The organism is Verrucomicrobiota bacterium (genome assembly GCA_019247695.1).
Taxonomy (GTDB): domain Bacteria; phylum Verrucomicrobiota; class Verrucomicrobiia; order Chthoniobacterales; family JAFAMB01; genus JAFBAP01.
The window spans coordinates 16,428-29,352 of sequence record JAFBAP010000100.1; the positions used below are offsets into that span (position 1 = coordinate 16,428).

Below are 12,925 nucleotides of genomic sequence, written 5' to 3' on the forward strand. Positions count from 1 at the left end.
GTTCACACGGTCACACGGCGGCCGCAGCGGGTTTGGCGGGCACAACGTAAGAGTTCACACGGCGAGCCACGGCGACCACGGCGGGAAGAGAAACTTTGGGATTGACATTCGCGAAGCCTCCCCACGCTCGCACCCGACACCCGACACCCGACACCCGACACCCGACACCCGACACTCGTTACCCGTTGCCCGTTACCCGTTACCCGTTACCCGTTACCCGTTACCCGCCACTTCTCCATTCGTGGCATTCTCTGCCGCTCCGAACTCCGAGCTCCGAACCCCGAACTAGAGCCTGACCACCTTGGCGGACTTGATGCTGGGGTTCTTCAAGATGGAACCAAGCACGTCCGCAGAGGGAGAGGAATCAAGGTTCAGGACCGTCAGGGCCTCGCCGCCGACGTGATCGCGGCTCAACGACATGTTGGCGATGTTGATCTGCGAGGAGCCGAGCAACGTCCCGATCTGGCCGACGATTCCCGGCACGTCCTGGTTTTCCAGGATCAGCAGCACCCCGTTGGGCCGGGCTTCCACGTGCCGGTGATTTACCATGACGATGCGCGGTGAGGCGCCGATAAATGTGCCGGCAACGGAGACGCGTTCGGCTCCCGAGCGAGCCTGCGCCTCGACGAGGTCGGTGAATTCGCCGGTGGCAGTCTCGCGAGTTTCGATCACCTTCAACCCAAGCGTTTGGGCCAAGGCGGTCACGTTCACCTCATTGACGTCCTGGCCGCCCGCCTCTTCAAGGAAACCCCGGAGCAGGCTGCGCGAGATCGGTGTGGTCTCGACGTCGTTTACCTTGCCGCTGTAATTGATGGCGAGTTCGTCGCAACGTTTAGGCGCGATCTGGCGCAATAACTTTCCTAACTTGCGACCGAAATCGAGGTACGGCCGGATGAGCGTCAGCGTCTTGGCATCAATATTCGGGACATTGACGGCATTCCGGATCACGCCCTCGAGGAGCACCGATCGGATGGCCTCTGCGATTTCGATGCCGACGCTTTCCTGGGCCTCAACGGTGGACGCCCCGAGATGGGGCGTGAACACGATGTTCGGGAGTTGAAGCAACGGCAAGCCGGGCGGAGGCGGTTCCACTTCAAAGACGTCGAAGGCCGCCGCGGCGACGTGGCCGGACTTCAGGGCATCGTAAAGGGCGGTTTCATCAATCAGGCCGCCGCGCGCGCAGTTGACGACGCGCGCACCCCGTTTCAGGCTGGCGAGGCGGCTGGCGTCAAGCAAATGCCGCGTTTCGGCCGACAACGGCATGTGCAGGGTCACAAAGTCCGCCTGGGCCAGCACGTCCTCCAGCTCGTCGTAGAGCTCGACCTGCAGCGAGCGGGCGCGGCTCGGGGAGAGATACGGATCGTAGGCGACCGGGCGCATCCCGAAGGCGATGGCGCGGCGGGCGATCTCGGTACCGATCCGGCCCATGCCGAGGATTGCGATCGTCTTGCCGTTAAGCTCGACGCCTTCGAAAGATTTACGGTCCCATTTACCGGCCTTAACGCTGGCATCCGCCTGGGGGATGTTCCGCGCAATCGACACAAGCAGCGAAAACGCGTGTTCAGCGGTGGAAATGGTGTTTCCACCGGGTGTATTCATGACGATGATGCCCGCGCGGGTGGCAGCGTCCACGTCGACGTTGTCAACTCCCACGCCGGCGCGCCCGACCACTTTAAGGGCCTTGGCTGCCGCCAGAACGCGCGCCGTCACCTTTGTCTGCGACCGGACAACCAGACCGGCGTAAGATCCGATGATCTCGACCAGGGCGTCTTCTTTGAGGCCGGTCTTGACATCGACCTCCAGTTCACCCCTGCCTTTCAGCGCCTGTATGCCTCGCGGGGAAACAGCGTCGGCCACGAGGACTTTGGGATTAACCATGGTTCAGTTTCGCCAGCAGTTCTTTTAAAGTTTCCATACCGGGCAGGCTACTCAAAAGCGAGGCGAAGGCCGGGACGGCGGCCGAGTCCTCTTCGGGCGCCAGCCGGCGAAGGTCCGACGGCGCCGGTTCCAGTTGCCGGTTGGCGTACATTGCCAGGGCGAGCAGGGGAAAATTGTGCCGGTACATGTCGTACTTGAGGTAAAACACCCGTGGGAACCCGGTTCCGGTGATCAAGTCTTCATCCCAGGAGCCGTCGTCGTTTTGAGTGCGGACCAGGTAACGGATACCACGCCGGATGCTCTCGCGTTCGATATCCGGGAACGAGAGCAGACCCATCAGCGCCCAGGCCGTTTGCGACGGGGTACTGGAGCCGCGCCCTCGTGCGCCGGGGATCTCATATGAAGCGCAGCTTTCGCCCCAACCGCCGTCGGGGTTCTGATGGTGTTCAAACCAGTCGCGGCCCCGCCGCACCCAGGGTTCGCTCATGTCCACGCCGATCGCGCTCAGGCCTCGCAAAACCTGCCAGGTACCGTAGATGTAATTCACTCCCCAGCGGCCATACCAAGCCCCGTCATTTTCCTGGTGCTTGCGCAGGAACCGGATGGCCCGGCGGACCACCGGATGAGTGGCCTTGTAGTTGAATTCCGCCAGCACCTCGAGGGTTCGCGCCGTCAGATCGCAGCAGCTCGGGTCCAGAATGGCGTTATGGTCGGCAAACGGAACATTTTCCAGCAACGGGTTGGTGATGTCCTTGTCGAAGGCCGCCCAACCACCGTCCTTGCATTGGAAACTGAGCAGCCACCGGAGCGCCCGGTCGTAGAGCGCCGGATCCTCTTCAAACCCGGCGGTCTTCAACGCCAGCAGCACCATGGCCGTATCATCCGTGTCCGGGTAGAAGGGGTTGTTGAATTCGAAACACCAGCCGGACGGTTCCGGGCCGGGATTTCGCACCGTCCAATCTCCCGGGATACGTACTTCCTGTGCGACCAGCCAACGGACGGCCCGATCGACCGGTTCTTCGGCAACGCTCAATCCGGACCGGGCAAGGGCCAGGATCGTGATCGCGGTATCCCAAACGGGTGAAAAGCAAGGCTGGATCCGAAAACCGCGTTCGTCCTCGACAAAAAGTTCGCGAAAATCGGTTTCCGCCTTCTGGTAGAGGGGATGGTCGGCCGGGTAGCCGAGCGTTCGCAACGCGATCATCGCGTTGAGCATGGCCGGGAAGATGGCCGCCAAGCCGCTGCAGCCGTCCCCGATGCGTTCGACCATCCATTCCTCCGCTTTACGGAGGGCGGTCTGCCGGAGCGGCAGCCATTGTTTGCGTTCGAGGATCTTGAGGAGTCGATCGATGGCCAGGAACAGTTTGCGCAGTCCTTTGGCTTGAAAGGTAGGTAACGCACCGGGATGGCAGTACAATTCCTGGATGCCGCGTTCGGGTGGAAGCTGCCGGGTGGGCCGGAAGTGGTTGATGATTGCCAGGGGAACGATCATGGCACGCGTCCAGGAGGAAACGGCGTGCATGTGAACCGGCATCCAGCGCGGCAAAAGGAGGAACTCGCAGGGGATGGCCGGTACGGCGTCCCACGGGACCTGGCCCAGCAGGGCAAAGTAAAGGCGCGCGTACGTGTTCGTCTTTTCGACCCCGCCGAGTTCCAGTGCCTTCACGCGGGCACGGCTCAGGGCCGGCTCCTGGGCGGAGAATCCGGCCAGTTTCAGGGCGAAGTACGCCTTGACGGTCGCGTTCAGTTCGGAAGGACCCTCCCGGTAAATGTTCCAGCCGCCGTCCGGCAGTTGCGTGTCCAGGATATGCCGGACGCATTTCAGCTCGAGCTCAGGGTCAACCTCCTGGGCCCAATGCATGAAAGTGATATAATCTGCGCAGAGGGTGGCATCGACCACCAGTTCGCCCACCCAGTAGCCCTCCGGGGTCTGCCGGTTGAGCAAATTTTTCTGCGCTCTGGCAATAGAAGACTGTAGGTCCGCGTGAAACGTGTGCGCGTTAACCATGGGCCTCAATGGGTCGTTCTCTGCTCAGCCGCGAACCACATCCACAGGGACCGGTTGCACCTTCGCCGAGATCCCATTGAAAACCTGGGACGGATCCGGCCGGCCCTTCGGCTTGGGCTTTGTCCCGAAGTTAAAGACAATGTTCTTCAGCGTGTCGCCCGGTTTGCCTTGCAGCCCCAAACTCGCCGTCGGCTCGTAGCCGCAGTGAACCATGCAGTTTTCGCATCGCGGGTCGCGTGCCACCCCAGCCACAACGCCGTACTTGTCCCACTCAACCTTTTCCAGCAGCTCCGCGTACGAGGAGAAATGGCCCTCGGTGCCGACCTCCTTGTCGGTCAGAAAATAGCAGGGCGCTTTCCAGCCTTTGATGTTCCGCGTGGGGATCGCCCAGGCTGAGCAGGTCAGGTCACGCAGGCCGGCGAGAAATTCAAAATAGATCGGCGTGCCAAAAAGCGGGTACCGCCAGCTCCAGCTTTTTGCCTCGTGGAATTTCTCAACGGTGGCGCGACGGGTAAGAAAGAATTTCGACGGGTCAAGGTTTAAACGTTTGGCCATGTCCCGCTTGGCTGCGTCGTAATCGTAGCCCGGGGTAATGGTGTGACCGTCAACCTCGAGGCCAGCCAGAAAATTGAACAGCGTTTCAATTTCCGCCATGTCCGTTTCGCGGTAAACGGTCGTATTCGTGGCCACCTGAAAGCCGAGAATCTTGGCCATCCGGATCGCCGCGATGCACTCACGAAAGACCCCTTCCCGCTCGACGATGATGTCGTGTACCTTTTCCAGGCCGTCGAGGTGAACGTTCCAATACATCCATGTGCTCGGTCTGATGACCGGCTTTTTCGGATCTTTCGGTCCCTGGCGGACCTGCGCGGCCTCCGAAGGGAGGATGAGCTTTTGCTCCTCGAGCGTGGCCAGAAAGCCGTTGACCTCCTCGGGCCGCTCGACGAACTCGCGCGCGAGGTAATCGCGCATTTTACGGCGCATCAGCATGCCGTTGGTGCAGATGTACACGATGCGTCCCTGTTCTCTCAGGCCGGCGACCAGGGCCTCGATCTGCGGATAAATGAGGGGTTCACCTCCGCAGATTGATACCATCGGGGCGCCGCACTCCCGGGCTGCCTGCAGACAGTCCTCGAGCGGCATGACGTCCTTCATCGAAGTGGAATACTCACGAATCCGGCCGCACCCAGTGCAGGTGAGATTGCACGTGTGCAACGGTTCAAGCTGCAAGACCGTCGCAAACTTTTTTGTGCCGCGAACTTTATGCCCGATGATGTGACCGGCGATCTTCAGTGTAGGCTCTAAAGGAAACCGCATAGATTATGTTCTAGGCGCCGCATTGTAACCAGGGTGCGCCTGGGTGCAAGGCTGGCTTTAATGACATTAATGGTTAAGGCTCTTAAGTTTCTCGTCCTCAGCCGAGCCTGGAACGGCAGAGGAGCGGGAGGCGCGAGAAACCGCCCGAACACTGCTGACTAAAATCAGGTTTTCTGTGCACACGGCAAAATTTGCCGCCGGACATAGCATCGACGGTGATAGCCTGAAGTACCGGATTCGTCAATTATTGTTACTGGTGCCGGGTGCCGGGTGTCGGGTGTCGGGTGTTGGGCGAGGGCGATGGGAAATATGGAATTCCAGCTGTATTCCAGGGGGGTGATCCAGGAATTCGGGCGTGAGCGGCCGATTTGCGAGTGGATTCCTCCTTACGCGGATGCGGGGTTTTGCGACGGGACGATGATCGCCAAGCGAGCGTTGCTCAGCCGGCCGGGCATCCGGAAAGACTTGCGCCGCGCATACTCTCGGCCTTAGGAAGAGGCGGCGCGCCATGAAATCTACCGCTCCGCAACTTTCGGCTGAGGTCCGGCGCTCGTTCGGTCCGGCTGACCTGATCATCCTGCTGGGTCTGGTAGGTTTGTTTTGGGCGTTTTTGCAGTTCGGGCGCGGGATGGTCGTGCATTTCGACCAGACGCAAACGCTTGAGGTCTCCACAAGCGTCTGGGCGATCCCCTATTATGCCGGCCGGACGGTGTTGCGGATGTGGATTGCCTTTGTTTTTTCTCTCCTCTTCACTTTCAGCGTCGGCTACGCGGCGGCAAAAAGCCACTGGGCCCGGATGGTCATTCTGCCGTTTCTCGACATAATGCAGTCCGTTCCGGTTCTCGGATTTCTATCCGTGACCGTGACGGGCTTCATGGCGCTGTTTCCGGGCAGCCTGCTGGGGGTCGAGTGCGCGAGCATTTTCGCCATTTTCACCGGCCAGGTCTGGAACATGGCATTCGGCTTTTATCACTCGCTGATTACGATTCCCAAGGACCTGGAAGAGGCGGCCACGAGTTTTCGGCTTTCGGTGTGGCAGCGATTCGGCACGCTCGAAGTGCCCGCTTCGATGCACAGCCTCATCTGGAACTCGATGATGTCGTTCGGCGGCGGCTGGTTTTTCGTGGCCCAGAGCGAGGCAATTTCGGTGCTGAACAAGAACATCAAGTTGCCGGGCCTGGGTTCTTACATGGCCACGGCCGTTGAGCAAGGCGATCGGCAGGCGGCGTTTTGGGCGATCGTGGCGATGCTGGCCGTCATCCTGATCACGGACCAGTTGGTGTGGCGTCCGCTCCTGGCCTGGGCCGATAAATTCAAGATCGAGTTGACCGAATCGGGCCAGGCGCCCACGTCGTGGCTCTACGACCTGCTGCGGCGCTCTTACCTGTTTGTCTGGATTGATGAGAAGGTCGTCGACCCGGTACTCAGCACCGTTTCGAACCTGGTACGACCGTACCGCATCGATGAAGCCGGCTATTACAAGCGCCCGGGGCGTGCCACTCTTTGGCTGTTGCGCCTGGCGGCGATGATGCTGGGGCTCTGGCTTGCCTATTGGCTGATGATTGCGGTCATCACGGGCGTCAGCAACGTCTATGCGCACGTGACCTGGCGGGTGCTGCTGCATATCGCCATGCTCGGGTTTCTGACCCTGGGCCGGGTGCTTTTGATGACCATCGTCGCGACGCTGATCTGGACGCCCATCGGGGTGTGGATCGGCTCCAGACCCCAGGCCGCACGCATTGCGCAGCCGTTAGCCCAGATTTTTGCCTCGTTCCCCACGAACATGACGTTTCCATTAATCGTCGGGCTGTTTGTGAAGTGGCATATCGCGATGAATTGGGGCAGCATCTTCCTGATCGCAATGGGGACCCAATGGTACATTCTGTTCAACGTGATTGCCGGGGCCATGGCAATTCCCAATGATTTAAAGGAGGCGGCGCGCACCTACGGCCTCCATGGGTGGGCGCGCTGGCGGACCCTGATTATCCCGGCCATTTTCCCGTTCTGGATTACGGGCGCCTGTACGGCGGCCGGGGGCGCGTGGAACGCCAGCATCGTGGCGGAGGTAGCGACCTGGGGCAACACCCAGCTCACTGCGGACGGATTGGGCGCCTTTATCACCGAGGTTACGCAGAAGGGTGACACGCCGCTGATCATCTGCAGCATCGTGGTGATGTCACTGTTTGTGGTGGTCTTGAATAAGCTGGTGTGGCGTCGTCTGTACAGCTACGCCGAGAAAAGGTTTCACCTGGATTAAAACATGAAAGCCGACCTGCTCACGCCGAAGCCCGCGTCCACCCCGGACCGGGTCGCTACACCCGTGATTGCGGAACTCAGGGGTGTCTCCAAAACGTATAAGGTTGCCGGCGATCGTGAGTTGAAGGTGCTGGATAACATCGACCTGTCTATCCAGGAAGGGGAATTGTTGGCTTTGCTCGGCCAATCCGGTTCAGGCAAGTCGACCCTGCTGCGTTGCCTTACCGGGCTGACCCCCCCGAGTTCAGGGGAGGTGTTGTGCTATGGAAAGCCGTTGCGGGGCATCAACCCGTACGCATCCATCGTATTTCAAACGTTCGCGCTTTATCCCTGGTTGACCGTGGAGCAGAATGTGGCCGTCGGTTTGATGGCAAAGGCGCTGTCGCGCAAGCAACGCGATGAAGCCGTTGAAAAGGCCATTGACCTGATCGGGCTGAATAATTATCACGCAGCCTACCCGCGCGAGATTTCCGGGGGTATGCGCCAGCGGGTCGGCATCGCCCGTGCTCTTGTTTCTGAACCGAAGATTTTGTGTCTGGATGAGGCGTTCAGTGCACTGGACGTGCTGACGGCGGAGAACCTTCGCAAGGAGGTAATCAATATCTGGCGCAACGAGGGCACTTCCCTGCAGAGCATCTTCATGGTGACGCACAACATTGAGGAGGCCGTGGAGATGGCGACGCGCATCTGCATCCTTTTCCCGCATCCGGGCCGCCTCGGGTTGATCCTCAAGAACGACCTGCCCTACCCGCGCAATTCCAACGCTCCAGAATTCCAACGGCTCGTGACCACCATTCACGAATCCATCACGATGATGGCCCTGCCGGATCATCCGCCCGAGCCGCAGGCGATTCCCGGACGGCCGGTCTCGCGCGCTCGCAGCCGTATAGAATCGATCCCCCTGGTCGGCGTGAACCAGATCCTGGGGCTTTTAAGCATTCTGCATGATTCGTCCGAAATACGGGACGTGTACGATATCTCCAACGAGATCGGAAAAGATTTCGGCGAAACCATCGCTACCGTGAAGGCCGCGGAGATTCTCGGTTTCGTCAATACGCCAAAGGACGAAGTGGAGTTAACCGATCTTGGCCGCAAGTTCTACGAGGCAGACCGGGACGAGCGGACCGCGATTTTCGCCGAGCAGGTTCAGAAACTCCGGCTTTTCCACATTATTCTGAATTACCTGCAGGTGCAGGAGGAAGTGCCGGCCGAGACGTTGATCAAGGATATCGCGGTGGCGTTACCGTATGAGAACACGGAAAAGATTCTGCATACCATGATTGCCTGGGGACGTTATGCCGGGCTCATGGATTATGATGCCAACCGGGAAACGGTGACGCTGCCCGAAAAGGAATCCGAGGAAGAAGAGCAGGAGAAGGAGACCTGAAAAAATGCCGCAAATGTCACGAGCGGGAGAATGCCACAAATCAAGATCGCTCGTTTGCGGCGTTCCGGGCAGTTTCCCGCTCGTTACGTTAAGGCAAATGCCACGAGTGCAATAAACGACAAAGGCCGCCGAAGGCTTTCCGCCGTTTGTGGCATTCTTCCGCTTGCGGCATTCCGCCGCAGGGCTCAACCCGCTTGAGGGTTCGGGTAATTTGAACGGGGCTCAGCCGGCGTAGGCATCTGGGGGCCATCGACTAAAACCGGGTGTGCGGGCCTGCGTGCAGCCGGGGATACCGCGTACTCGCCGACCATCAGGTTGTACGCTGCAGATGCGAGGCAGAACATCGCAATCACTGCGAGCAGGGTCAAACCCCACTCGGTGAGCCGCCGGGAAAAGTGGGCCGGTCCCCGTACCCTCCTCGTCATGAACATTTTACCTTCTACTTGGTCTACGTTCGCGTGGGGTAAGGGGTTTCCCTGAAAAACCGATCCGGCACACAGTTACACCGGTTTTGAATGCAGTTGAGCTGGTCTTCGCCCCTCCAGCGCAACCCGGCCGAGAAGGGTATATTGCCTGATCGAAGTGGCTGGTCATACCATTCAGGCAGGTTTATCTTGGTAGAATACCGGCTCAGGGGGTGTCCGCGCCCGAGGATGCTCCGTACTTGGGTGAATCGATCTTAGGCCCAACGGGCAGGTAGACGGTTTGATGGCCTGAAGGGCCAAAGGACCTTAGCCCAGGGTTTACCCTTGGTAACCGTAAAATCGCGATCGAGCCCTGAAGGGGCGGCAGAACCCGTAAGCAATGCTTTCTGCCGCCACTTCAGGGCTGGGTCGAGGGAAACGCTTTCCCAGGGTGGAACCCTGAGCTAAGGTCTGCCGGCCCGTCGGGCCCAGACCATTTATACGGTTTAATAGGTATAAATCCGGCAGGGCACCCGGGAAGGAAGACAGGATTTTACCTTCATTGCTGTCGAAACGGTATCAGAAGTCAGGCAACCTTAATGCGCGTCGCCGAGCGCTCGCTCGATCAGTTCCTGCTCGGGCCGGGTGAATGGAAGTGCCAGCGCGCGGTCGCGAGCCGCCGGCGACATTTTCTTCCAGGTTTTTTGCAGGATACCAACCATCTTGTCCGCCTCGGTTTTGGCCATCAGATCAGCAAATTGATATTGCAAGGTCACCAGACAAAGCGCGTCTTCGAGCACCTGGCATTCCGGATCCCGGCCCAGGTTGCGTTTCAAATTCAATTCCTGCACGCGTGCGATGACGTCGTCGGGGTACCCGACTTCACGCAGAATTTCAGCGGCCTTACGGGCGTGAAACGTTTTCAGATCGTTACGCCACCGGAGGTAGCCGGCTCGCGTCATTTCATACGAGCTGCGCGGAACCTGCCAGCGACAGATGTGCTGGCAACGAACGGCCAGTTGCAGGGCTTCGGAGGCTTCGGGACAGAGCCTGAGCGCCCATTCGGTCAACCTTTGCGCGTAAAGGAGTTCGTGAGGGTAGGGGATCCCGTCGACGAAGACCAGGTTTGGATCGCGAGCGTTCTCTTCGTCGAATCGCCGGATGGCTTCCGAAAACCGCGGGTTGTGATTCATACAAGCAGTCCAGGTGCCTTCCCTGGTTTGTTGGCCTGGAGCTTTCTGTACTCCCTGCCGGTTCGCTTCGCACGTCGGGCTGAAAACCGGCGGAAAATGTGGCTAACTGATCTTGACGTGTGCTTCCATTTTCGAAGTCACGTCGCTTCCCTGGAACGTGCCCTCGATGGGGGTGGCATCACGTGACTGGCGAGTTGCGGCCACGGCGACATGCTGGTCGGCCACGGCGATGCCGTGGGTGGGATCGTAGCCGCGCCAGCCTCCTCCGGGCAGATAAACTTCGGCCCAGGCGTGCATGTACCGCCGGGCCTGGCGATCCGGATCGCCTTTCTGATAGCCGCTCACGAAACGGGCGGCGAGTCCGACTGCGCGGCAGGCTTCAATGAATAAAACGGCGACGTCCCGGCACGAACCGGTTCGCAACTGCAGAGTGACTTCCGGCGGATGGGGCGAACCCTGTTCCCGGATGATCCTGGGGCAGTGGTCGTGGATGTGGCGGTTAAGGGCCATCAAAAAGTCCAGGGTTCGCGAATCGGCTTCGGCGACGATGTCGCGGGCGAACTCCACGACGGCATTATCTTCGTACTGCCGGGCGAGGTAACCGGCCAGGACGGCTTCGATCCCGTCGCTGTAGCGAACCGGCAGCTCCTGAGCAGCCGGGGTCAGCAGGTAATCGAACGGATTGTTCCGCAGCATCTCAACCTTGAACGCGCTGATCACCGTCAAGCGATCGGTATTTCCCGTGAACCAGGCATGCGCCACCGAGTTCCCTTCAGCATCGAGGTACTGCGAGAGCCGCGTCGGCTCCGGTTCGATCTGGAGTTCCTGGCTGGTCAGGCGCACCGTCCCGTCGAAACGCGGCTGCATCCGGAGGATGTGCGGCTGGAGCCAGACCGGTTTGCTGTAGGTGTAGGTGGTTTCGTGTCTGACGCTGATTTTCATTGAGGGCAAAGAGCGCCCGCCAGCGCACGTTTACACTTTCCCGATGGGAGGATTAGGCGTGCGGATGCTGGGCGGCAGTCGCGTACTGCCCATCAGATAGAGGTCGATGTTTCGAGCCACGTCGCGTCCTTCGCCGATTGCCCAGACGACGATTGATTGGCCCCGGTTGGCGTCGCCTGCGGCGAAAACGCCCGGCAGGCTGGTCATCATGTTGCAGTCGATTTTGATCGTGCCGCGGGTCGTGAGCTCGAGTCCGCTATCCCCGAACGGCTTCATTTCGGGACCGGAAAAACCGATCGCGATCAGCACCAGTTCGGCGGGAATCCGTATATTGGACTCGAGAACCTCACGGTGCATCCGCATCATCCGGCCGTTTCGCCTCTCGTAGGCCCACTCGACGCGATCCGCCAGCAGTAGATCGACGTTGCCGTCGCCGTTCGCATCGATAAACGCCGTCGCGTCCGCACTGAACTCCTCGACGCCGCCTTCCTCGATCGCATAAGTCTCGCGGTAAACCAGGGGCCACTCCGGCCACGGGTTATCCGGGAGGCGTCCCGTCGGACTTTTCACGTTGATGCTGATCTGCACCACCTGCCTGGCCCCTTGCCGGTGGGCGGTCGCGACGCAGTCTGCGCCGGTGTCGCCCCCGCCGAGCACCACGACATTTTTGCCGCGTGCGGTGATCTCGGGTTCGGGGCATTTCCCCGCCTGATGGCGATTTTCGCCCATCAGATACTTCATGGCATAACAAATGCCGCCGAGATCCCGGCCGGGCAGAGGCACTTCGCGGGGTTGCTGGGCGCCGATGGCGAGGCAAACCGCATCGAATTTCTCGCGCACTTCCTGCAAGGAAATGTCTTGGCCGACGTTGACGTTTGTCTTGAACAACACGCCCTCATCCCGCATCTGGTTGACCCGGCGTGCGACCTGCAACTTTGCAAACTTGAAGTCCGGGATGCCGTAAACCATCAGGCCGCCGATCTCGTCATCACGCTCGAAAACCGTGACTTCGTGTCCGGCGCGGTTCAGTTGCTGGGCGGCCGCCATTCCGGCCGGGCCGCTTCCCACGACGGCAACCCGTTTACCGGTGCGGATTTTCGGAGGGTCCGGCACGATCCAGCCTTCATCCCAGCCGCGGTCGGCGATGGCCCGCTCGACGCTCTTGATCGTGACCGGTTCGTCGTTGACCGCCAGGGTGCAGGCGGGTTCGCACGGGGCCGGGCAGGTGTAACCGGTGAATTCAGGGAAGTTGTTCGTGGCGTGCGCGCGATCGAGCGCTTCGCGCCAGTGACCCCGGGAAATAAGGTCGTTCCAGTCGGGGATGATGTTTCCCAAGGGGCAGCCGCCCATGCAGGTCGGGACGCCGCAATCCATGCAGCGCGCACCCTGCTCACGCAGATGACCCTCGTCCCAATGGGGTTTCCAGACCTCATTGTAGTCGCGGATGCGCTCCCGCGGGTTGCGTTTGCCGATCGGCCGGCGCGAAAACTTCAGATAACCGTTTGGATGATCGTCAGCCATATAAAATACCAAATCCCCA

At 60.1% G+C, this 12,925-nt stretch carries 9 protein-coding genes; 3 read left to right on the forward strand and 6 right to left on the reverse strand.

Going from position 1 to position 12,925, the window contains the following annotated elements:
* Positions 1-285 precede the first annotated feature (285 nt).
* From JO015_11025 to JO015_11035, 3 genes are read right to left on the reverse strand one after another with little or no spacing between them, the layout of a single operon-like run.
* Positions 286-1,878 (reverse strand): phosphoglycerate dehydrogenase, encoded by a 1,593-nt coding sequence (locus JO015_11025; GenBank protein ID MBV9999630.1) that lies wholly within the window; start codon positions 1,876-1,878, stop codon positions 286-288.
* Positions 1,871-3,886 (reverse strand): squalene--hopene cyclase, encoded by a 2,016-nt coding sequence (gene shc, locus JO015_11030; protein ID MBV9999631.1) that lies wholly within the window; start codon positions 3,884-3,886, stop codon positions 1,871-1,873. Before shc ends, JO015_11025 begins: the two co-directional genes overlap by 8 nt.
* Positions 3,887-3,910: 24 nt before the next feature.
* The gene (locus JO015_11035; GenBank protein ID MBV9999632.1) at positions 3,911-5,203 is read right to left on the reverse strand and encodes a DUF3463 domain-containing protein; all 1,293 of its coding nucleotides are present in this window, start codon (positions 5,201-5,203) and stop codon (positions 3,911-3,913) included.
* Positions 5,204-5,512: 309 nt separating this feature from the next.
* On the opposite strand from JO015_11035, the gene JO015_11040 reads away from it, so the two are divergent.
* From JO015_11040 to JO015_11050, 3 genes are read left to right on the forward strand one after another with little or no spacing between them, the layout of a single operon-like run.
* The gene (locus tag JO015_11040) at positions 5,513-5,695 is read left to right on the forward strand and encodes a hypothetical protein (GenBank protein ID MBV9999633.1); all 183 of its coding nucleotides are present in this window, start codon (positions 5,513-5,515) and stop codon (positions 5,693-5,695) included.
* A gap of 16 nt (positions 5,696-5,711) precedes the next feature.
* Entirely contained in the window at positions 5,712-7,460 is a 1,749-nt protein-coding gene (locus JO015_11045; GenBank protein ID MBV9999634.1) for an ABC transporter permease subunit, read from the forward strand.
* 3 nt (positions 7,461-7,463) lie between these two features.
* On the forward strand, positions 7,464-8,846 hold the full coding sequence (locus JO015_11050; GenBank protein ID MBV9999635.1) for a nitrate/sulfonate/bicarbonate ABC transporter ATP-binding protein: 1,383 nt from the start codon (positions 7,464-7,466) through the stop codon (positions 8,844-8,846).
* Between the two features lie 1,000 nt (positions 8,847-9,846).
* Here the strand turns inward: JO015_11050 and JO015_11055 are convergent.
* The 3 genes from JO015_11055 to JO015_11065 form a co-directional block, all read right to left on the reverse strand.
* On the reverse strand, positions 9,847-10,443 hold the full coding sequence (locus JO015_11055) for a DUF4202 domain-containing protein (protein MBV9999636.1): 597 nt from the start codon (positions 10,441-10,443) through the stop codon (positions 9,847-9,849).
* A gap of 102 nt (positions 10,444-10,545) precedes the next feature.
* The gene (locus JO015_11060) at positions 10,546-11,385 is read right to left on the reverse strand and encodes a transglutaminase family protein (protein ID MBV9999637.1); all 840 of its coding nucleotides are present in this window, start codon (positions 11,383-11,385) and stop codon (positions 10,546-10,548) included.
* Positions 11,386-11,415: 30 nt separating this feature from the next.
* Positions 11,416-12,906 (reverse strand): glutamate synthase subunit beta, encoded by a 1,491-nt coding sequence (locus JO015_11065; GenBank protein ID MBV9999638.1) that lies wholly within the window; start codon positions 12,904-12,906, stop codon positions 11,416-11,418.
* Positions 12,907-12,925 lie beyond the last annotated feature (19 nt).